This window comes from Xanthomonas sacchari (genome assembly GCF_024266585.1).
Lineage (GTDB): Bacteria > Pseudomonadota > Gammaproteobacteria > Xanthomonadales > Xanthomonadaceae > Xanthomonas_A > Xanthomonas_A sacchari_C.
In genome coordinates this window covers 1,008,060-1,029,820 of sequence record NZ_CP100647.1, presented here as the reverse complement: position 1 = coordinate 1,029,820, position 21,761 = coordinate 1,008,060, and the positions used below count along the sequence as shown (strand labels likewise).

General features: G+C 70.2%; 13 protein-coding genes. 2 read left to right on the top strand and 11 right to left on the bottom strand.

Annotation, left to right across the window (positions count from 1 at the left end):
• Nucleotides 1-80: 80 nt before the first annotated feature.
• The 11 genes from NKJ47_RS04210 to NKJ47_RS04160 form a co-directional block, all read right to left on the bottom strand.
• On the bottom strand, nt 81-5,756 hold the full coding sequence (locus tag NKJ47_RS04210; protein ID WP_254460285.1) for an SdrD B-like domain-containing protein: 5,676 nt from the start codon (nt 5,754-5,756) through the stop codon (nt 81-83).
• 107 nt (nt 5,757-5,863) lie between these two features.
• Nucleotides 5,864-6,904, bottom strand: coding sequence for an OmpA family protein (locus tag NKJ47_RS04205; RefSeq protein ID WP_254460284.1), 1,041 nt, complete (start codon nt 6,902-6,904; stop codon nt 5,864-5,866).
• A gap of 56 nt (nt 6,905-6,960) precedes the next feature.
• On the bottom strand, nt 6,961-10,224 hold the full coding sequence (locus NKJ47_RS04200) for a hypothetical protein (protein ID WP_254460283.1): 3,264 nt from the start codon (nt 10,222-10,224) through the stop codon (nt 6,961-6,963).
• A 607-nt stretch (nt 10,225-10,831) separates the two neighbouring features.
• On the bottom strand, nt 10,832-11,533 hold the full coding sequence (gene aqpZ, locus NKJ47_RS04195) for an aquaporin Z (protein ID WP_254460282.1): 702 nt from the start codon (nt 11,531-11,533) through the stop codon (nt 10,832-10,834).
• 312 nt (nt 11,534-11,845) lie between these two features.
• A complete protein-coding gene (locus NKJ47_RS04190; protein WP_254460281.1) occupies nt 11,846-12,130 on the bottom strand; it encodes a hypothetical protein in 285 nt (94 codons plus the stop codon).
• Nucleotides 12,131-12,156: 26 nt separating this feature from the next.
• Nucleotides 12,157-13,038, bottom strand: coding sequence for a LysR family transcriptional regulator (locus tag NKJ47_RS04185; RefSeq protein ID WP_254460280.1), 882 nt, complete (start codon nt 13,036-13,038; stop codon nt 12,157-12,159).
• Nucleotides 13,035-14,495: a sensor histidine kinase gene (locus tag NKJ47_RS04180; RefSeq protein ID WP_254460279.1), complete on the bottom strand. Its 1,461-nt coding sequence runs from the start codon at nt 14,493-14,495 to the stop codon at nt 13,035-13,037. The genes NKJ47_RS04185 and NKJ47_RS04180 overlap by 4 nt, the downstream gene beginning before the upstream one ends.
• Complete coding sequence (locus tag NKJ47_RS04175; RefSeq protein WP_254460278.1) at nt 14,492-14,992, bottom strand: Rab family GTPase; 501 nt, start codon at nt 14,990-14,992, stop codon at nt 14,492-14,494. The genes NKJ47_RS04180 and NKJ47_RS04175 overlap by 4 nt, the downstream gene beginning before the upstream one ends.
• A gap of 5 nt (nt 14,993-14,997) precedes the next feature.
• Nucleotides 14,998-16,680: a hypothetical protein gene (locus NKJ47_RS04170; protein WP_254460277.1), complete on the bottom strand. Its 1,683-nt coding sequence runs from the start codon at nt 16,678-16,680 to the stop codon at nt 14,998-15,000.
• A 9-nt stretch (nt 16,681-16,689) separates the two neighbouring features.
• Nucleotides 16,690-17,193, bottom strand: coding sequence for a hypothetical protein (locus tag NKJ47_RS04165; RefSeq protein ID WP_254460276.1), 504 nt, complete (start codon nt 17,191-17,193; stop codon nt 16,690-16,692).
• 172 nt (nt 17,194-17,365) lie between these two features.
• On the bottom strand, nt 17,366-17,788 hold the full coding sequence (locus NKJ47_RS04160; protein ID WP_254460275.1) for a transposase: 423 nt from the start codon (nt 17,786-17,788) through the stop codon (nt 17,366-17,368).
• A 362-nt stretch (nt 17,789-18,150) separates the two neighbouring features.
• On the opposite strand from NKJ47_RS04160, the gene NKJ47_RS04155 reads away from it, so the two are divergent.
• Nucleotides 18,151-18,762, top strand: coding sequence for an ECF-type sigma factor (locus NKJ47_RS04155; RefSeq protein ID WP_254460274.1), 612 nt, complete (start codon nt 18,151-18,153; stop codon nt 18,760-18,762).
• Nucleotides 18,755-21,571 (top strand): serine/threonine-protein kinase, encoded by a 2,817-nt coding sequence (locus NKJ47_RS04150; RefSeq protein ID WP_254460273.1) that lies wholly within the window; start codon nt 18,755-18,757, stop codon nt 21,569-21,571. The genes NKJ47_RS04155 and NKJ47_RS04150 overlap by 8 nt, the downstream gene beginning before the upstream one ends.
• Nucleotides 21,572-21,761 lie beyond the last annotated feature (190 nt).

Here is a 21,761-nt window from a genome sequence, read left to right as displayed (position 1 = left end):
CTGAAGCCGCTCCTCCGCAGGTGGCAGGGTTTTCGGTGCACGCCTCGCCCGAAGCGAGGCGTTTTTCGTTGGCCCCTGTTTCAGTGCACGCCATCCTCCGCCGGCGCGTCCGTGGCCTTGCCCTGCACCTGCGGCCGCTGCCGCACCTGTTCGATCGGCTGGTTGGCCGAATCCGTGCCTTGCTGCAGCGGGTCGCGCTGCGGCGCGGGCTTGCTCTCGAAGGTCAGCGGCGGTTGCCCGGCCTCGGTCTGCACGCTGCTGATCTCGCCCTGCGCGCGCCGTGCCTTGACCTGTTCGATCACCGGATTGCTGCACGAGCCTTCGATGAAGTCGGCGCGTTGCAGCTCGCCGTTCTTCATGTCGACGAAGACGCTGCCGGCATCGGCGGCATTGCGGGGGCTGCTGGTCACCATGCGGCTGCCGCGCGGCAGGGTGCGCGGATCGATCTTGATGACGTGGGTGGTCGGACGCACGCCGCAGTAGCTGTACTTGCCCTCGGCATCGGCGATGAAGTAGGTGCCGTCCTCCATGTACATGCGCGCACCGGGAATGCCCAGTTCCTCGGGGTCCTTCACCGAATTGCCGTTGCAGTCCACGAACACCTGCCCGACCACGCAGCCTTCCTCGCCGAACACGCCGCCGCTGACGTCCACCTTCCAGCGCGACTCGTTGGAGCACACCTGGCCGGGGCCCTGCGCGCGGGCGCGGCACTCGGCCTGCGCGTGGTTGATGCCGTCGCCCTGCATCGCGCCCACGCCCAAGCGCACGCGATAGGCCAGGATCACCTCGGCGCCCGGATCGATGCGGTCCAGCTCCATGCGCAGCACCGGACCGGGTGCGCCCTGCAATGCCAGCAAGGTGGCGCCGCGCACGCGGACGCTGCCCTCGACCAGGCGGAAGCCGGCCGGCAGCCGGTCCACCAGCGTCGGACGCAGGGCGATGCCATCGCCGCTGTTGCGCACGCGCACGGTGTAGCTGACCAGGTCGCCGATCTCGGCCTGGCGCGTCGAGCCGATCTTCTCCACCGACAGCTGGCTGGCCAGCACCGGCTTGGGGGTCTCCACGCAGGCATTGTCCTGCAGCGTTCCCTGCGGCGCGGACAACGTGGCCAGGTTGAACAGGCCGTGCTGGGCGGTACCGGCGACGCAGGCATCGTCGTCCTGGTTGCTGCCGGCGGCGACCTTCAGGTGCACGTCGAGCAGATAGCTCTCGCTGGCGCCGGCGGCCAGCGTGCGCTTGCTGGCCAGGGTCCATCCGCCCGCACCGTCCAGGGGCACCGCGCTTTCGCTGCCGCGAGTGGAGGTGGCGCCGAGGATGCGCGCATCCGGATCGAACTGCGGGTTGTCGCTGAGCGCATACGCGCCGGCACTGCCGCCGATATTGGCCACGTCCAGCCGATAGCGCACGTGGAACTCGTCGGCCGTGCCGGCGACCAGTTGCGGCGTGCCCACCACGCGCTTGGCGACGGTGAAGATGGCGCGGATCGGGTGCTGGGTCTGGCATTGCTCGGGATTGACGCAGGCCGGATTGTCGGGGCCGCTGGGAACCACCGCGTTGCTGACCGCGCCCGTCGCGTCGGCAGCGACCTTGGCGCTGTAGGCGAAGACATAGCGGCCCGCGCTCGTGCCCGCCGCCAGCGTGCAGCTGAGGACCTGCCCCGCCACGCTGCAACTGCCTCCGTTCGGCGCGACGATCGAGGCGGTGTCCAGGTTCAACTTCGCGCTCAGCGTGTCGGTCAGCACCACCGGCGCGGTGGTCGCGGCGCCGGTGACGTTCACCGCCAGGCGGTAGCCGATGCGGTCGTTCGGCGCGACCTCGCTGCCGCTGGCCGGGTCGGCGGACTTGGCGACGGTGATCCGCGCGTCGGGATCGTTGACCAAGTCGCAGACGATTTCCGCCCCACCGACCACCTCCGCGGCCGGAACCGTATAGGTACGCGACGCGCTGTCCAGGCTGCCGACCACGCGGCCACCGACGCTGCAGCGGCTGTCGGCGCTGGACAGGTGCCAGCCGGCCGCCGCGGTTTCGGTGATCGCGATCGCACGCCCCAACGTCGAGACCACGAACGCCTGGACGCCGGCGCTGGCGGTGTCGCCGTCCACCTGCACCGCGCTGTCGCTGGCGCCGGTGGTGACGCTGCCGCTGGCTTGCACGGTGTTGCCGAGGGTGAAGGCGAAACTGCCGGTGCCGCCGCGCGAGGTCTTGCGCAGCACCAGCGTGGCGCGCGTGAGCAGTTCGGCGAAATCGTAGTCCACGCCGGTGCCCTGGCGCGGCACCAGGATGTCGCCGATCGCGCTCGGCAGCGTGCCGACCGCGTTGGCGGTGCCGCCGAGGCTGCCGACGCGGCGCTTGCCGTCGGCATAGCCGGCCGGCTGCGCCTCCACCAGCCGATAGCGGCCGCTGGCGACGTTGGCGAACAGGTAGTCGCCCTGCGCATCGGTGTTGACCACCCGGCTGACCGACACATCGTCGCCCGCGCAGGCGATGGCGCCGCTGGCCGGCACGCTGGCAGTCTGCACGCTGCCGTCGGGGCCGCTGCTGCAGCCTTCCAGCGTGATCTGCACGGCGCCGATGCCGGCATCGCTGCCATCGAACTGGCCATTGTCGTTGTCGTCGCGGAACACCTTGCCCGACAGCGCGCCGGCGACCACGCGCGTGGTCGCCGCCGGTGCCACCACGGCCCGGGTGAACGGGACGTTGCCGCTGACCCCGCGCATGGCGAAGTCGTTGCTGTACACGTCGCCGCCGGCGTTGCCCTGCGGCTGCAGCAGCACCCGCACGCTGCGCAGCTGCCCGTCGAGCTGGCGCACGCCATCGGCGCTGACCACGCGCACCGCGGTGACCTGCGCCGGCGATGCCGGGCACCCGGCGCTGCCGAACTGCGCCTGCGTGCACCAGCGCGTGCTGCCGCCGTTGAGCGCGTTGCTGGGCGCCGCCGGGTCGTGGTCGATGCTGCCCGGCGCCGCGCTGCTGTAGTACACCGTCGACGCAGGGCTGCCATCGCCGCTGATCGCGCCCAGCAGCGCGGCCAGGCCAGTGCTGCCGCTGACCTGGCTGCCGCGCGCATCGCCGGCATACGGCAGTACGTCGATCAGGTCGCTGCTCTGCACGTCGCCGCCGACGCTGATCCAGCGCAGCGTGTAGCCGATCGGCTGATTCGGCTCCACCGTGTCGTTGTCGGCACGCTTGCTGATCTGGAAGCCGCCGGGATTGCTGATGGTGAGGTCGCGGCGCGCGGCGAGGCGGCACAGCGTGCCGGTGACCGCGCCGGTCGCCGAATCGATGCTGTACCCGCTGTTGAGAATGGCGTCGTAGACCCCGCCGGAGTTCTGGCAGGTCCCGGCGTCGAGCGGGCTGCTGACCACGGTGAAGTTGGGCATGACCCGGGCGTTGGCCGACGCCACGTCGACATCGACCTTGAAGCGGATCGGCGCGATGCTCTGGCCGGTGGCGACGCTGGGAAGGTTCCAGACCAACGTGGTGTAGCCGGACTGCGGCGTGTTGGCCTGCACGCTGCTCAGCGCCAGCGACGCCGAGCCGTTGACGTACTGCGCTTCCGGCGGCAGCACGTCGCGCACCTGCAGGCTGGTCGTGGTCTGGGTGGTACCGGACGAACTCAGCACCGGACGCAGTTCGTATTCCACCTGCTGACCGGCGACCACCGCGTTGACGTTGTTGGCCGGGGTCAGCGTGACTTTGCTGATCGAGGCGCGCGCGGCGATCAGGGTCACCACGTCGCCCCAGGCCGTGCTGGTGATGAAGCGGCTGCTGTCGTCGCCGAGACCCACCCAGCGGATGCCCTGCGCGTCGGGCGCACTGCCCTCCGGCACATTGCTGGTGCCGACGGTGCCGTAGTTGTAGACGGCCGTGCCGTTCTCCCACACATGACCGGCGGCGACGCCATAGCCGGCGACCGGGGCGGTCCTGGTCGCCTTCAGCGCCACTTGCAGCAAGATCTGTGCGCTGGCCGGCATCGGCACCAGCACCCGCGCGCGGACCTTGGTGATCCGCGCCGCACCGCCCGGCACCGCAGCGAAGCTGCTGTACCAGGTCGGCGACTGGTCGTTGCCGCAGGTGCCGTTGGCCTGATCGTCGCGGCTGGCCCACCCGTCGCCGACGCCGTTGCGGCCGCCGGTGCCGTATTCGATCACCACGTTGCCGTCGGCCCAGCCCTGCGGGTTGGCGCTGGCGAGCGGCGCCACCGCGCTGGTGAGCTGATACTTGGTGGTGTCCAGCTTCTCGCACAGCACCAGCCCCTGGACCGGGGTGCTGCTGGGATTGAGCGCAACCACCGCCGCGCCGAAGTTGGAGCCGTCCTGCACGGTGCCGTCGGCGGTGTGCCAGCCGCTGCTGCCGATGTCCAGGTACTGCTTGCCGCCTCCGATCGAGGTGGTCTTGGTGAAGTTCAGGCTGGCTGCATTGTTGGCGCTGTCGTCGCCGCTCAGCGACTGTCCACTGATGGTCCGGCCGCGTACACCGCTGTAGCGGTTGGTGATGGTGACGTTGGCCTGATCGATCATCGGATCGAAGCCGCTGGCCGGAATCCAGATGCTGAGCACGCGCGCCGCGACGTAGTTGTCGCCGGGAGCCAGGTCGTTGTACTCGGTGCCCTGCCGCGGGAAATAAGTGCCATCGTCGGCCAGGTAGGTTCCGCTCCAGGGCGCATCCTTGATGGTGACGCTGATCGGCGCACCCGGCCCGGACTGGGTGGCGGTACAGGTGCCGCTGTCGCGCAGCTGGTTGGGCGTGCGGCCGGTGCCGCCGTTGGGCATGCCGAACAGGCCGACGTTGCTGCCCTGGCTGCTGTTGTTGAGGATGCAGTTGCCGCCCGGCCAGCTGTACAGCACGCCCTGGGTGCGGATCGCGTTCTGCAGCGCGGCCGCGCCGTTGGGATCGTTGCTGCTGGTCACCTCGATGTCGCTGAGGTTGTCGCTCCAGGCGACGCCGTCGCCGTCGATCGGTTCCAGACCCTTGATGCCGTTGGGGGCGCGGATGCCGGCGGCATAGCTCATCACCCAGCCATCCTGGCCGTTGAGCTTGGTGTAGACCCAACGGTTGCGGCTGCCGTTGGACTGCGGCTGCTTGACCACGTCGTAGCCGCCGCGCGCGCGGACCGTGACGACCAGCTCGCCGCTGTCGGTGGCCAGATAACTGGTGGTCGGCGGCGTGGAAGTCTGCGGGCTGGTGAAGCTCGTCGTCGGCGGGTTCAGCACCGCACCGTTGGGTGCGTTGCCAAGCACCATGGCCACCGGCAGGATGCTGCGCGCGCCGGCGTCCATCGGACCGTTGATCACGCAGGTCAGGGTCAGGCCGTCGGCGCTGATGCCGCTACCGTTGCCGTTGCACTGCGGCGGCAGCGCCTGCCAGGCGACGATGCGATCGCCGCTGCTGCAGCCGGCGGTGCCGGCGGCGCAGGTCGGCAGCGTCGAGGTGATGCTGACCTGGCTGTCGCCGCCATCGGTGTAGTACTGCAACGCATAGGTCACCGTGTCGTTGCTGCGCACGTCGCCGTTGTTGCCGGCGGCATCCAGGCTGTCGTACGGCGCCGAGCCGGTGGTGGCGGCGCCGGAGCCGGTGCGCACGGTGCCGGCGGTCACCGCCGCCAACGCCGGCAGCGCGTGGAGCAGCACGCTCAACAACAGCAGTTGCCGTGCCGCGGTGCGCACGTAGCCGCTGGCTGCCAGCCAGCGCAGCAGCGCGCGTGGCGCAGGCATGCGGTACGGCGGGGACGAATGGGCGCGTTCGACGGAAGCCATGGCGGTGCTCGTGGTAGGCGGAGGGGCGAGTGCCGGCGCGCGCTGCGTGGCCGCCGCGCGGCACGGCGCCGCACCAGCATCGGGAGGAAGACGACGCGACCGGCGCATCAGCGCGCGTCGCCCTGGCGGCCGACGATCTCGACCGAGACCCGGCGATCGGGCTGCAGGCAACGGGTCAGCGCCGGCGTGGCCCTGGTGCCGACGCACTGCGCGGTGGCCGCGGTCGGCGCGCGCGCGCCGACGCCGTCGGCCTGGATTGGCGCGGCGATGCCGTGCTGCTGCAGGTACTGCTTGACGGTCCACGCGCGCTGTTCCGACAGCCGCTGGTTGTAGGCGGGACGGCCGAGGCGATCGCTGTGGCCGACCAGGCGGATGCGCTCGATCTGCGCGTACTGCGTGTCCAGTCGTTGCACCAACGCGTCGAGCGCCTGCCTGCCCTGCGGCAACAACCCGGCCAGGTCGCCGCGATCGAACGCGAACAGGGCGTCGGCGCTCAGATCGAAGCGCTCGGACTGCGCCGGCGTCTGCGCCGGCACAGCGTTGGGGCAGGCATCCGCCTGCGCCTCGGCCCGGCTGGTCAAGTCTTCGGCGATCTGCAGATAGGGCTTGGCATGGCGCCAGCCGCCGTCGTGGATCTCGTTGCCGGCATGCACCAGTTCCACTTCGGCGCAGGCGGTGGCCTGTGCGGCGCAGCGGAAGCCGGCGCTGCGCTTGAGCGCATCGTAGCGGGCCCACAGATCCGGTCGCAGCTTTTCGGCGCCGTTGACCAACGGCGTGTCCATGCCCGGATCGCGCCCGTTCTCCAGCGCGTCGAGCAATTGCACCGAGGCGTCCAGCGCCGCCTGCGGATAGCCGCCGCGATCGTTGCGGGTGTACTCGTGGAAGCTGGTATCCAGCCAGCACTGCGCCTTGGACAACGCATAGTCGTCCACCCGCAGGCCCTTGTCGTTGAGCGCCTTGATCCGCGTCTGGGTGGCCTGATACGCGTCATGGTCGGCATGGATCGCCTGTGCGCTGATGCGTTGCGGCGACGGCTGCAGCGCGACGGCATCCTCGGCCGCGGCGCAGGGCAATGTCCATGCGCCCAGCACGGCGACGATCAGCACGCTCAGCACGTGATGCGGCAGGGAAATGGATCGAGTCTTCATGGCGGTGCCCGGTTCGGTGCGGCAGCGGAGAGGGGAAAAGCGGCGAGGAAACGGCGTCATCGCGGCAGCGCCGGATTGACGGCCGGGTCCTTGCCGCGGAACAGGTCTTCGTCGAACTTGAAGCGCAGGCGCAGGAAGCCGCCCTGGTTGGTGTACTCGGCGCCGACCATGTCGTCGTCGCGGAAACCACGCCAGTTCCAGCCCGCCGACAGCCACAGGTTGGCGGTGAGCAGATAGCCGACCTCCAGGCCCTGCGCGTGCTGCACGGCGCCGCCCGGGCTCCACATGCGGTAGGCCATCGCGCTGACATCCCAGCGCTCGCTCAACCCGTAGGTGCCGCGTCCGCCGAGCAGGTAGGCGGTATAGCGGTCGCGGCCGCCGTCGATGCGGTCGCTCTGGCGCTTGCCGGCCACACGCGCGGTCCACCACCACACCCGGTTCGGATGCCAGTCGGCGACCACCGCGACCACGTGCTTGTCGTAGCCGCCGCTGGGGGCGAGCAACTGATCCTGCCCGAGCCACTGCGACAGATCCGCGTCGCGGCGGGTCCAGTACTCGTATTTGCCCAGCAGGTTGAAGCGGTTGCGGTCGGTGTCGCGGTAGGCGATGCCGAACTGGAAGCGATCCTCGTCGCTGCTCTGGCGGCTGTCGTCGTAGTCGTTGCGCAGGTAGTAGTTGCGCGCCAGCACGGTCCAGTCGCGGCTGAGCTTGCGCGCCGCGGTCGTGGTCGACAGCCAGCTGTCGTAGCCGCCACCAAGCCAGCCCTGGCTGGGCAGCGTGCTGTCGCTGCGGGTCGGCATGGCCCCGGTCCGACGCCATTCCAGGCGCTGGTTGAGCAACCACAGCTCGTCCGGACGCCACTCCACCGCGAAGGTCGCGGCGGTGGCGCGCTGCACCTGGCCCTGCAGCGCCTCCAGCCGCTCCGCGCCGGTCTGCAAGGTCAGCGTCGGCCCCAGGTGCCACAGGTTGCGCACGCCGCTGGCCCACTGCGCCTGGCGCGCGCCGAAGCTGTCGTACATGCGGTACTCGTTGAAGACGGTGCCGCCTTCCATGTACTGGGTGTCCAAGCCGAACACGAAGGCGTTGCTGTCGTAGGGGCTGGGCCGGCGCTGCCCGGTCGCCGGATCGATCACGCTCTCGCTGGTGGCGACCGTGCTCAAGCCGGTGTTCCACTCGTAGCGCGCATACAGGCGGGTCTGTTCGTGCACCTGGTAGCCGGCGCCCAGCGCCGCGCGCCGGTGCGCGCTGTGCGCCACGTCCTGCTCCACTTCGCCGCTGAGATCGACCCTGGGCAGCGGCCGCCATCGCGTGGCCACACGCAAGGCGGTGTACGCGACCGGCACCCCGGCCAGGCCGTTGCCGACCCAACTGCCGTAGTTGCCGCTCCAGCCCGCACCGGTGTTGTACAGCGTCTGTCCGTTGCCGGGGTTGAGCGCATTGGCCATGCCGCCGGCATAGCCACCACCGATCCCGCCGCCGATGCCCGGCGTCACCAGTCCCACGCCATAGGGCGCGCCCAGATTGCCTGGCAGGCTCAGGCCATTGCCGAGGCCGCCGCTGCCAGCGCGCTCGTCGACGTGATTGGCCCCCATCTCCAGGCTGAAGGTGTCGGCGGGCGCATAGCGCAGCCCTGCCTGCGCCTGGCTGCGCTCGGCCGCGCTGATCCGGTCGGAGATCCAGCTGCCTTTGGCGTACAGCCCCCAGGCGCTGCGCGCGTCGCCGTCGAGGTCACCGCCCAGCGCCAACTGCGCATCGAGTCCGGCCTGGCGACGTCCGCCAAGATAGGAAGACGCCGGGTTGTTGAAATCGGCATCGCTTTGGCCGTACCAGGCCAGCACGTTGCTGCGCCGGTCGCGATGGCCGAACTCGGCGCGCCAGGCATCGCCGGTGACGGTCCTGCCCGCAGCGGCGAACGGATCGATGGTGTAGATGGTGCCGCTGGCCGAGTTCAGCGCGCTTTCGGTCCGCGCGTACTCGCCGCGCAGCCAGGTGCGTTCGCCCAGATGCACGGTGCTGTTGACGCTGGCCAGTTCGAACGGCGCCAGCGGGTTCTGGTCCTTGACGTAGCTGCCGCCGAGTTCCAGCGCCGGCAAGACCTTGTACTGGCCGTTGAGGCCGTACACCCAGTAGTTTTCGCCGCCCTGGTCGACTTCGTAGGTGATGCGCACCGACACCGGATTCAGCGATTCGTCCACCGACGGCACCGGCTTGGTGAACAGGATGCGGCCGCTGAACGGCTCGAAGGTGTAGTCGCTGAAGCGCACCATCGGCGTGGTCTGCAGGATCCGCGACGGCGCGTACCGGTCGCGCACCACGATCTGCACCTGCTCGCTGCCCAGCACCGCGTGGGTGCTGTTGCTGACCGTGTAGGGACCGGACAGACCGCGGCCCGGGAACTCTTCGACCACTTGGCGCAGATGATCGTCGGCAGCGAACGCATCGAGGCTGCCGCGCGCGCCTTCCAGATGGCCGCGCACGCCGGTCAAAGTGCGAGTGTATTGGCCCAGGTCGCGGACCTGGGTGCTCGCCACCTCGCCCTGCCCGGCGCGCTGGCTGAAGCCGTCGCCGGTGGCGATGTCGCCGTACATCAGATAATTGCGCTGCCGGTCCAGGCGCAGATACAGGCGGCTGTTGCTGCGCGCCTCGAAGCCGACCATCGACGCATCGCCGGTGACCGGGAACCAACGCTCCGGATCCAGATCGCGGAACAGCCGCGCGGTCCCGGGCTTGTCGCTGTCGTAGGCCAGGGTCAGCAAGGTGTCGTCGGCGACCTGGCCCTTGAGGAAGAACGCGCTGCGCAGCGCGACGTTGCGCTTGCCGTCGCCGCTGCTGCGCGACCAGCTGTCGATGCGCGCCTCGAATCCATCGTCCGGACGCGCCTGCTGCAGGGAGAACGGATTCTTGCGATCGAAGCTGACGATGCCGTCGACCAGGCCGACCGCGAGCATCTCGCGCAACTCGGGCAGGAACGCGATCCGCCCCTTGGCCACGGCCGCGCCGGCGCTGACCTGCACGTCCACCGACTGCGCCTGCACCGGCGCCAGCAGCCACACCTCGGCCTCGCCCTGGTGCACGGCGACCTGCATGCCCGGCGTTACCCGGTCGGCGTCGCGCGGTGCCAGGCCGGCCTCGTCGCTGTCGGCGCCGGGCAGTTGCAGGCGCCCGGCGGACGCCTCGACGGTGACCATGGTATCGGCCTGCAGCGGCCGGCCTTGCCGGTCGAACACGCGGATCTTCAGCTTCGCCGGAGTCTGCCCGTCGGCCGGCAGGCCATCGCGCTCCACCTCCACGGTGAGGCGATCGACGCCACTGCCGCGCATGTCGAACGGTGCGGGCGGCGGCGACTCCAATGGGAGCGCGCGCGCCGGCGTGCAGGCCGCACCGAGACCGAGCGCTGACGCGATCGCAAGCGTCAGGACCGATGTCTGCCTGCGCGTGCGGAGAGTCGTTGTTGCCATAGTCATGTCGTCCCTGCCTCGCAAACCGCTGCCCGCCGCGCGCTGCGCGACAGGTGACGTCACAGAAAAAGAAAAAGACGCTCGCCCCTAGGCCGACGCAAGCAGATTTCCTGCCGCATGAAGATCGGCCAACGCTCGCATGCCGCTGCGATGCCGCAGCGCACATCGGCGACGGCTGGCGTGTGGTGATTCTTTCGCCTATCGGAGGCAGCGACGTCCGCATTTGCGCAACCACACGTTCTCGATCGCGCAACGCGACCCAACCATGTTTCGTGTTAACCATCCCGCGCCCTGGATCGGACAACGGGTGCTGCGCTCGGCAACAGCACCCGGCCTGGCGCGAGCCCACGCATTTCGGAGAACGAACGTGGCGGCTCGCGTCATCGGTTCGACGCGGCGGACGGTCAACGCATCGCATCGCGCCTGCAGCGCAATGCAACGCCGCCCTGCCTGGATCACGCGCGCGCCGTCACCTCCGCTCGGGCGACGCCTGCACCAGACAGCGCGCGACCAAGCCGCCGAGCACGCCGCCGAGCAACGGCGCCGCCCAGAACAGCCAGAGTTGCCGCAGTGCGCCGTCGCCGGCGAACAGCGCCGTGGCGGTGGAGCGCGCGGGGTTGACCGAGGTATTGGTGACCGGAATGCTGACAAGATGGATCAGCGCAAGGCACAGCCCGATCGCCACCGGGGCTGCCGCTGGCACCGCGCCCGGCCGGGTGGCGCCCATGATCACGCCGACGAATACCGCCGTGAGCACCGTCTCCAGCACGAAGGCAGGCACCATGCCATAGCCGTCCGGCGACAGATCGCCATACCCATTGCTGGCGAACGCAGCGGGGGACGTGGCCTGGAACGCTTCCGCCACCGAGCCATGGTGGACCAGATACAGCAAGGCCGCGGCCAGGACGCCGCCGACCAGTTGCGCCAGCACGTAGGCCGGCACCCGTCGCAATGGGAAGCGCCCGCCCGCCCACAGCCCCAGGCTCACCGCCGGATTGAAATGGCCCCCGGACAGATGCCCAAGCGCATAGAGCCCCGTGAGCACGCTGAAGCCGAATGCCAGCGCAACGCCGACGTTGCCGATGCTGCCGCCAGCCAGTATCGCCGCACCGCAGCCGCCCATTACCAGCCAGAACGTGCCGACCGCTTCGGCGAGGAGTCTCCTGAACATTGCCGTTTCCCAGATGAAGGTGTCATGTCGAATCGCGCGACGCGAGGCGGACGGCGATTGCGCGATCCCGGCCTCGGCACGCGTGCGGACTCCATGGCGTTGCCATCGCCGGCACTCCTTCGCCGACGATGGCAGTGGGCTGCATCCTGCGTCTCCACGCTGCCGTCCTGCGGCGCGTCCCGCGCCACCGGCGGCAGTCGCCTGCGATCTAGGGTCGCCCCGGCAAGGACGTGCGCAAACCGCCAGAACAGCAACCAATGGTTGCCGCTGCGCGCACGCCGCCGCGCCGCGCACGTGCGCTCGGTCGCACCGCTATACCTCGGGAAAATAGGTCTGCAGCACCTGTTCGATGGCCGCACCGGACAGCACTGCCAGGGCTTTCGCCATCGCCGCGCCGTGGCTTTCCACCACCAGGGTGATCCGCCCGTAGGCCGTCGCAACCACATGTTCGGCCCGCGCTGCATGCGACGTCGGATCCAGGCGATCGCCACTCGCGTCCATCGTTTCCTCCTTGCGCCATCGGTCCGCCGCAGCGGCGGACGGGATGACACGCAGCATCCGCGCCGAGACCATCCACAGCCACGGCTTCGGCGACAACCTAGCGTTCGCGCACCCACAACCGGTCACGCGTAAAGCTGCGGAGCGCTCTCGACCAGGAACGCGATGAAACGCTGGATCTTCTGCGAATTCCTGCGGTTGCCCGGATACACCGCAGACAGCGCGAAGGCCGGCAGCGCCGTGTCGTCCAGGACCTGGCGCAAGCGCTGCGCGGCCACCGCATCGGCGACAAGGAAGCGCGGCGCGGCGACGATGCCGAGGCCGGACTCGGCCGCGGCCAGCAGGTGCCGCAGCGAATCGCTGCGCATGCGTTCGTTGACGCGAAACGCATGCCACTTGCCATCGGCAAGGTAGCGCCAGGCACGCGCGTCGCCGCCTTCGATCAGTGCGTCGTGCGCCTCCAGCTCCTGCGGCTGCGTCGGCACGCCGCGTTGCTGCAGGTACTCCGGGCTTGCGTACAGCGCGTAACCGACCTGTGCGATCTGGCGCGCGACCAGGCTCGAATCTTCCAGTTCGCCCAGGCGCAAGGCCACATCGAAATGCGCCTCGTTGCCGGACGGCGTCTCGTACTCCACATGCAGCAGCACATCCGGATACGCCAGGGCAAAGCGACTCAGCAACACGCCGACCCGGCGCTCGTCGAACGTCCGCGGCACGGCCAGGCGCAAACGGCCATTGACCTGGCCCTGCGTGTTGGCGACGAACTCGTTGGCCGCGGTGAACGCCTCCAGCAAGCGCACGCACTTGGCGTAGTACACCGCACCGACCTCGGTGGCGCGGACGCTGCGCGCACTGCGGTCCAGCAACGGCGCGCCGAGCTTGCGCTCGATCTCGCTGATGCGCCGGCTGACCACCGACTTGGCGGTCTGCAGGCGCCGCGCGGCTTCGGTGAAACTGGCCGTTTCCACCACCGCCACCAGCGCGCGCAGGTCGGCGATCTCGATCATGCGCGCTGGTCCAGCATCTCGGCGGCGAGCAGGTCGTCGAGCACGGCGGCGAGGGTGGCATCGCTGGCGTCGGCCCCGAGCTGCACGCAGAACCCGCTGTCGGTGTCGCCCCAGGCGGCATCGCCGATCAGCAACAGGACCGTTTCCGCGCTGATGCCCAGGCGCCCGCGCAGCGCCATCACCGACGCACCGTCGTCGCCGGCAGCGGCGATCGCCAGGGCCAGCGGCCCGTCGCAGGCGCGCTGCCGTTGCAGATCGATCGTGCGCCTGCCGCGTGCGGCCAGCATCGCGTCGATGCGCTCGGCCAACGCGTCCCGCGGCAATGCCACCAGCACATCGCCGGTCACCCCGAGCGGGCTTGGCGACGGCGCCAGCGCCTGGTCGGCCCGCACCGGCATGCGACACCACAGATCGCAACCGCCGTCCTGGCGCCGGACCAGTTCGACCTGCGCACGCAGCTGCCGCAACAACGTCTGGCTCACCGCAAGGCCCAGGCTGCCTTCGGCATGATGCAGCAGCAGGTCGTCGGTGGTGACCAGCGGCCCGAAGTGCTCGGCGGCAAAGCCGTCCGGCTCGCACACCAGTTCCATCTCCAGACAGCGTGCGCTCGCCTTGAGATCCAGCGCCAGCCGCTCGCCGCGCAATCCATCGAGTGCGTGCGCCAACAGGTTGATCAGGATCTGGCGCAGCGCCAGCGGGTCGACCAGCACCGCCTCCGGCCCGCGGCTGACCCGCAGCTGCAACTGCACCCCCGCCTCGCGCGCCTGCAGGGCGAAGGTGTCCTGCAACCACGCCGCCAGTTGCGGCAACCGCACCGCGCCGCGTCCGTCGCTGTCGGCCGACAGCCGGCCCAGCCCGACCAGCGCGTTGCGCGACAACGCATCCAGCTGCACCGCCGCCTGCTGGATGGCCGCCACCGACGCGGATGCGCCCGGCACCGCGTCGAACTGCCGCGCCAGCACCTTGGCATGCGCCGAGAGCGCGGCCAGCGGCGCCCGCATGGCATAGGCGATTCCCGCGAACAGGTTGCCGGTGCGGCGGAACGGTTCGAGCGCGCGCTGGCTGCGCGCATCGCGCGGCGGCGTTCGTCCCAGCATCCGCAGCTGCCGTTCCTGCGCCAGCGCCGCCTCGTTGCCGCGTTGCTGGTACGCGCGCAAGGCCAGCATGCCGTCGCTGTTGCCGAGCAGCACCATGTGCCGCAGCGCATCGCCTTCCTCCACGATGTGCACATCCACGTAGCGGTCGGCGCTCAGTTCCACGCCGGGCAGCGTGACCGGCAACGCATCGCAGCCGACCAGCAGGTCGCGCAGGCGCTGGATGGTCGCCGCCTCCGGCTCGGTATCGCCAAGCAGTTGGGTCAGGTCGCCGACGATGTCCTCGACCTCGCCGCTGGCATCGAAGCTCACCACGACCGGCTGCTGCGCCACCACCGTGGCGGACCGACGGCGCCGCTTCACGGCGAATGCTCGAGTTGCGCGGCGAGCGCGGCGAACGCCTCTTCGACGCCGTCGCCGGAACGGGCGCTGGCGCTGAAGGTCGGCAACTGCTGGGCCAGATGGCGCACGTGCGCCGGCGTCACGTCCCATTGATCGGCCATGTCGCACTTGTTGAGCACCAGCACGGCCGGCAACGACCGGCCCACCGTGCGCTCGGCCTGTTCGCGCAGTTCCAGCACCGTGGCCAGCGTGTGCGCGCGGGTGCCATCGGCAACCAGCAACAGTCCGTGGCTACCGCTCAGGTAGTGGCCACGGAGCTGATCGATCAGGCTCGCCCCGGCGATGTCCCACAGCACCAAGCGCAGCTCGTGCTCCGACGAGCGCACGAGCGTCTTGCTGTCGACCTTGACCCCCACGGTGGTCAGGTAGTGATCCGAGAAGGTGTTACGCACCGCACGCGCCACCAGGCTGGTCTTGCCGACGGCGAAATTGCCCAACAGGCTGATCTTTCTGGACATGGAGATCATGGCGATACCGCAAAGGGAGTGACGATGAGAGAGGTGGCGCGGGCGCTGCCGCGGTGAGGCAGCGTGGCGAGCGCGTCCTCGTCCAGCGCGAGCGTGTTCGGTGGCCGCAGTTCGTGCATCAGGCGCGTCGCCAGCCACTCGGCGCGGCGCCGGCGCAGGTCGCGGTTCTGCGCATAGCCGCCCGGATCGTCGGTAAAGCCGCGCGCCGCCAGATGGAAGCCGATCGCATGCGCGGCTCCCACCTCCTGCAACGCGCGCAGGCACTCGATCAGCGCGCCCAACGCTGCCTGCATGTCGCCGCGCGGCTGCGTCGTTCCGGGTTCGAAGGCGATCTGGATGGCCTGCATCTGCGCGATGAGTGCCGCGATGCGCTCGCGCCCCGGGTAGGTCAGCCGCTCGGTCTCCAGCCGCAGGCCGGGCAACGGCGAGGGCTGCGCGCGCAGCCGCTGCCAATCGGCGAAGCCGACTTCGCCGACCAGGCGCAGGCTGCCGTCGGCGTCCGGGCCATGCACCATGGCCAGCGGCAGCCCCAGGCTACGCGCCATGCGACGGCGCAAGGGCAATGGTTCCAGCGACAGGAACGGCTGCAGCCGCCATTGCGCCGTCACCTGCGGGTGGACACGCGCCAACCACGCGGTGGGATCGTCGGCGAACGGATCCAGCAACCCGGCGATGCGCACCTGCCCGCGCCGCGACGCGTCCCAGCCGGAAAGCGACAGCCCCGGCCAGTGGGCCAGCGCGTCATGCACGCGCTGCTCCCGGGCCGACCAGCGCGCGGCCAGCCCCGCGTGCACGCCGATGGCCAGGACCAGCGCCGCCAGCGTCGCATACACGTAGCGGCGCTGGCGCCGGGCGCGCGGCGACTGCCAGCCCGGGACCCCGGGGTTCAGCGTCGCCAGCGAAACCGACTGCAGATAGCCGGCGCCGGCCTGCCCGGCCTGTGCCGCATCTCCCAGCGCCGCCCCGTGGCGGCGATGCAGTACTTCGCTGATCGCATCCAGGCGCTGGACGAATCCGCTTGGCGGCACGCCGCGCACGAACGCGACCAGCCAGCACCACGGCGACTCGCTGACCGCCAGACGATACTCGCCCACCGTGGCCGAGCCGATGCCGTCGTCGCCGGCGACCGCATCGCGCACGAACTGGTGGATCGCGCTGAACATGCCGGCCACGGCGTCGGCATCCAGCGCGCGGGCGCCGTCGGCGCCCAGATAGCCGAGCAACAGGCCGTTGCCGCGCTGGATCAGGAACAGATGCTCGACCCGATAGTGCGCACTATGGCGCAGGACGATCTGCGCATACGGCACGCCGCCACGCAAGGCCAGCCAGCGCCACCACAGGGTGCGCGGACTCAGCGGAGCGCCCAGCGCCCGATCCAGATCCTCGCCGACCTGGCGCATCGCCTCGACCAGGGCGCGACGGATGGTCGCCCCGATCACCGGATACAAGGCCGCCACCACCGATTGCGGCCGTTGCCGCACCGCCGCGTCGAGCGCCTCGCCACTCAGTGCCGACAGCGCCTCGCGCAGCCGCGATGGCGCGGTCGGCGCAGCCGCATCGCGTTCCAGTTCCTCGGCCAACAGGTCGGCGAGCTGCGCCAGCCGCGTGTCCAGGCGCCGCAAGCGCTCCCACTCGGGCTGCAGCAACAGCTCGCGGAGGCGCTGGTAATCGTCGTGCATATGCCGCACTCAGCCTTCGCCGAGCGCCGCCCCCGGATCGCGCAGGCGCAGCGCCAGTTCGGCGAGCAGGTCGGCAAGATCGTGCCTGGCCAGTTTCTGCGCCTGCAGCGCGCCGTGCGCGTCGGCAAGCGCCTGGCGCACGCCGGCGACCGCCTCGTGCTGGGCCTGGCGCTGGTCGGCCAGCGCCGCCCGGTGCCTGGCATCGGCCGCCTGGGCATCGTGCTCATGCCGCTGCAGTGCCGCGTTGATCTCGGTCCGCTGCGTGCGCGACGCCTGCTGCCAACGCGCCTGTACATCGTCGATCGCGTTGGCGCGGTTGTCGGCCTCCTGGTGCAGTTGCGCCTGCATGCGCTCGGCCTGCTCCAGTACCCGGGCCTCCAGCTCCTGCAATTGCCTGTCGCTGCGCTGCGCCAGTGCGGACAGCTCCTGCTGCACGTAGTGCCGCAGTTCCTGCAGACGCGCATCGAAGTCGCGCACCACGCTGCCGAACATCAACTCGCGCAGCTGCTCCATGCGCGGATCGGCGGAGACGGACGATGGCGGATCAGCGCGTGTGGCCGACGGCGGCGGCAGATCCTCGGCGGAAGCGGCGGGCTCGGCACGATCGGGCATCATGGGTGGCTCTCGGGATGGCGGTAATGGCGGGGGACATCGGAGCGCGGGCAGGACGAACGCGACAGCGCGCTCAGGCCACGCCATGGCGCGGCAACGGATCGCTCGGATCCTGCAGCGCCGGCGCCGCGTCCTCCAGGCGCTGCAACACCTCGCGCCTGCAACGTTCGTCGAGATAGGCGGCAACCAGTGCGGCAAGCGCCGTACGCAACGCCGGATCCTGCAATGCGCCGACCACGTGTCGCCACGCGTCCCGCTGTGCCCAGCGCGCGAACCGCACATAGACGCCATGCCAGGGGCCGAACGCCGCTGCCGGCACGCAGGTCCAGCGCGCGCCGGTCGCGGCGACCCACAACACGGACTCGACGAAACGCCGCGTCTCGGTCGCGTTGCGCGCGCGGCTGCCGAGCCGGCCCGGCAGGCTGGCGGCGATCTGCGTCCACTCCTCGTCTCCCAGACGGCGCGTACAGTCCCATTGCGCGCGCAAGTCGCGCATGTCGCCGGGCGACGCAGTGGCAGTGGCAGTGGTAGACAACGGTGGACAGCGACTCATGTGCCGCGCTCGCCATCCGGAGCAACAACGGCCCCATTTCGCACCGCAGCTTGCCCACCTCCGCCGTGCCTCGGGACAGCAGGACACATGCTGTGCCGCAGGGGTTCGCCGCCGCTGTCCTCGCATACATGTGCTTCATCCATTCGCGTCCTCGCCGACTGCCATGCCTCCAGGCAACCGCCGACACAGCGTCGGATACGGTTGCCTCTTTTCAATGGATTCGTGCTTGATGTCACAATGAGGACATTGCATCGTGTGAATAAATTCACGTTGCTTTAAGTGCAGGCTTCAGGGGGCATCAACACATGCATGCGCGTTCCGCTCACGAGCCACCGGACGACTCGATCACCGACCTCCTGCACGCGGCCCAGGCAGGCCAGGCGCACGCCTGGGACCGGATCTACACGCTGCTCTACCAGGACCTGCGCCGCATCGCGCGGTCGCAGGCGCGGCAGCAACGCGACCTGGGAATGTCGCCGACCTCGCTGGTCAGCGAGACCTGGCTGCGCCTGGTCAACGCCGAGGTGGCCGCGGCGACCCGACCGCATCTGCTGGCGCTGCTGGCCCGCGCCATGCGTTTCGTGCTGGTGGACGAAGCGCGGCGCAAGCTGACCGACAAGCGCGGCCAAGGCGTCGTCCTGGTCCCGCTCGAGGCGCAACACGATGCCGCCGAGGCGGCGCAGTCCGCCGAGTACATGCTTGCGCTGCAGCAGGCGCTGGAAGCGCTGGAAGCGCTCGACCCGCGTCTGGTCAAGGTGGTGGAGTTGCGTTACTTCGGCGGCCTGAGCGAAACCGAGGTCGCCGATCTGCTGCAGCGCAACGTGCGCACGGTACGGCGCGACTGGCGCAAGGCCCGCGCCTTCCTGGCCTGCCAACTGGATGGCCCCGCGGCGACCGGAACCTCCGCCGGTGCATGACCTGCACGCCGAGGCACTGAAGCTGTTCGACACGTTCGTAGCGCTGCCGCCGACACGGCGCGCCACGGCGCTGCAGCGCCTGCGGACCGCGCACCCGGCGCTGGCCGCCGTGCTCGACGGCTTGCTGGACGCCGACGCCGCCAGTTCGCCGCTGGACCTGCCGCTACCGACGGCGCTTGCCGGCGCTGCTGCCGAGATCGAGCCGGATCGACGCCTGCAGACGCACCTCGGCCCGTGGCGCATCGTGCAGGTGCTCGGCGAAGGCGGCATGGGCACTGTCTACGAAGCGAGACGCAGCGATGGTCATTACACGCAGACCGTCGCCCTGAAATGCCTGCGCATCGCCGCGGTCTCGCCGGCGGTGGCCGATGCCTTGCGCCACGAGCGCGACACGGTGGCGCAACTGGACCATCCCGGCATCGCGGCCTTGCTCGATGGCGGCATCGACCGCGACGGCCATCCCTGGTTCGCCATGCAGAAGGTCGACGGGCAACCGATCGACCAGTGGTGCGATGCGCACCGGCTGTCCCCACGCGAGCGAGTACGCCTGCTGTTGCAGGTGTGCGATGCCGTCGCGTATGCGCACCGCCTGGGCATCGTGCACCAGGACATCAAGCCATCGAACCTGCTGGTCGCCGAGGACGGGCGTCCGCGCCTGCTCGATTTCGGTCTGGCGCGCCGCCTGCAATCGGACCGCAAGCTCATCGCCATCAGCCACGGCTACGCCGCTCCGGAAGCGCTGCGCGATGCGCGGCCAGCCCGCACGCTGGATATCTACGCGCTGGGCGTCGTGCTGTACCGACTGCTGTGCGGCAGCGGTCCGCTGCCGCCGGCGCCGCTGGGGGGCGCGGCGCTGGCCGCAGCACCGCAGCCACGCCGTCCCAGCGCCTTGGCCGCCGGCACCGATGCGGCCAGCGCACAGGCCCGCGGCCTGTCCCATCCGCGCGCGCTCGCCGCGGCGATCGGTGCCGATCTCGACGGGATCGCCTTGCGTTGCGTGGCGATCGCGCCCGAACAACGCTATCCCAGCGTCGAAGACCTGCAGGCGGACCTGCAACGCTGGCTGGCACATCGCCCGGTGACAGCCGCGCCCACCAGCCGTCCACACCGCATCCGGCTGTTCCTGCGCAGGAATGCGCTGGCGGCGACCCTGTGCAGCATCGCCGTGGCGGCGCTCTTGATCGGCGGCGGCATGGCGGCCCTGCAGTTGCAGCGCGCACGCCAGGAACTGCGCTCGGTCGCCGCCCTGGACCGCCTGTTCGAACGCACGCTCGGCAGCACCACGCTGTCCGGTCTCGGCGAAACGCCGCTGACCCCGCAACGCCTGCTCGCCGAGACCGAAGGGCGCCTGCGCGATCCGGCATTTCCGCACACCCCCACCAGCCGCGCGCTCGGCCTGGCCGCGCTGGCGCGCAGCTACGACGTCATCGGCAACACGGCGCATGCGGCGAGGCTGGCCGCCGAAGCGGTCGCGCTGCGGCCGGACGATGCGCGCATCGCCGCGATCCTGGCCAGCCTGCAGAACCAGCAGGCCGATTACGCGCGCGCCGAACAGACCGCGCTGCACGGCCTGCAGCAGGTCGACGACACCGTCGAGCAGGATGCCGAGCGCTTGCGCCTGCGCGCCACGCTGATCGCCGCGCGCGCCCGCGCGCGCTGGGGCCAGGCCGACCAGGACCAGGCCACTGCCTTGCTCGAGCAGGCGCTGGCGCAGTTGCCGAACGGCGGCGCCGACAACACCGTGTTGCGCGCCGATTTGCTGACCCTGCGCGGTTACTGGCGTCTGCAGAAGTACCGGATGGCGGAGGCAGAGCAGGATCTGCAGCACGCCATCGCCCTGAGCCAGCCGCTGGCTCCGGCCACCGCCGACGATGCACGGCACTTCCTGGTGCGCACGCTCGGCCTGCTGGACCGGCCCAGCGAAGCGCATGCCCTGGCCGTCACGCTGCTGGCCAGCCGGCGGCGCATGTATGGCGAGAAGCATCCGCAGACCGCGCGCGCGCTGGTGTCCTACGCCGAATCGCTGATCTATCTGTCCGATCTCAAGCAAGCGCTGGTCTACACCGACAAGGCGCGCGCCATCTTCCATGCCAGCGTCGGCGACGACCATCCCGACATGGCCGAGGCATTGCGATTTTCCTCCTACGCACGGACCGGCACCGGCGACCTGGCCGGCGCCATCGGCCAGGCGCGCGAGGCCCTGCGCATCCACCTCCGGGCGCACGGCCCGCACCACGAACTCACGCTCAAGGCCAAGAGCAATCTGGCCGGCGAGTTGATCTACTTCGGGCAGTACGTGCCTGAGCAGCGCAAGGCGTACGACGACGAGGCATTGGCCCTGTTCCGGGAGGTCATCGCCGAAGGCACGCGGCAACGCCTGCCGATGCCGGCCATCCGCCTCACCTACGCGTTCGGCCTGGTGATCAGCGAGCATCCGCAGGAGGCCGAGCAGCAACTGTTGCTGGCCGATCATGAAATCGTGACCTATCTGGGCCGCCAGCACAGCTATCTGTCGCAGACCCAGTATTCGCTCGGCCTGTTGTACGTTCAGCTCAACCGCGACGGCGACGCCGAGCGCGTGTTCCAGGCGCTGGTCGACGGCATGGGCGATCCGGCACAAGCGTCGTACATGCGCACGATGAACGCCTTCGGCGCGCTGGACGGGCTCGGCGACATCGCCCAGCGCGGCGGCCGCACAGGCCAGGCCCGGCGCTACTGGCAGCGCGCGCTAGCGCTGGGATCGCGCATCTACGGCCCCCGCGACAACACCCTGGTCGCGGTGAAGCGGAAACTCGCCGCGGCGGGCTGAGGCGGGCCGGCAACGCCAGGCTGCCGTGCCCCTGCCTGCACGTCACGACGCAATGACGGCGCGCAGGCCGACCGTCGCTATCGGCGATCACACCGCCATCGCGACTGAAGCGGCTCCCACGGATCTCGCGCACACCCCAGCACCCACAAAAAAGCCCCGCACCTGGCGGGGCTTTTCCGTGACCGCGAAC

What these genes read in the sequence shown, in the direction of transcription:
- NKJ47_RS04200 (WP_254460283.1), bottom strand. Translation starts at nt 10,224, where the DNA reads ATGCGCGGCAGTGGCGTCGATCGCCTCACCGTGGAGGTGGAGCGCGAT.
- NKJ47_RS04160 (WP_254460275.1), bottom strand. Translation starts at nt 17,788, where the DNA reads ATGCGCGACTTGCGCGCGCAATGGGACTGTACGCGCCGTCTGGGAGAC.
- NKJ47_RS04170 (WP_254460277.1), bottom strand. Translation starts at nt 16,680, where the DNA reads ATGCACGACGATTACCAGCGCCTCCGCGAGCTGTTGCTGCAGCCCGAG.
- NKJ47_RS04165 (WP_254460276.1), bottom strand. Translation starts at nt 17,193, where the DNA reads ATGGAGCAGCTGCGCGAGTTGATGTTCGGCAGCGTGGTGCGCGACTTC.
- NKJ47_RS04185 (WP_254460280.1), bottom strand. Translation starts at nt 13,038, where the DNA reads ATGATCGAGATCGCCGACCTGCGCGCGCTGGTGGCGGTGGTGGAAACG.
- NKJ47_RS04205 (WP_254460284.1), bottom strand. Translation starts at nt 6,904, where the DNA reads ATGAAGACTCGATCCATTTCCCTGCCGCATCACGTGCTGAGCGTGCTG.
- aqpZ (WP_254460282.1), bottom strand. Translation starts at nt 11,533, where the DNA reads ATGTTCAGGAGACTCCTCGCCGAAGCGGTCGGCACGTTCTGGCTGGTA.
- NKJ47_RS04155 (WP_254460274.1), top strand. Translation starts at nt 18,151, where the DNA reads ATGCATGCGCGTTCCGCTCACGAGCCACCGGACGACTCGATCACCGAC.
- NKJ47_RS04210 (WP_254460285.1), bottom strand. Translation starts at nt 5,756, where the DNA reads ATGGCTTCCGTCGAACGCGCCCATTCGTCCCCGCCGTACCGCATGCCT.
- NKJ47_RS04175 (WP_254460278.1), bottom strand. Translation starts at nt 14,992, where the DNA reads ATGTCCAGAAAGATCAGCCTGTTGGGCAATTTCGCCGTCGGCAAGACC.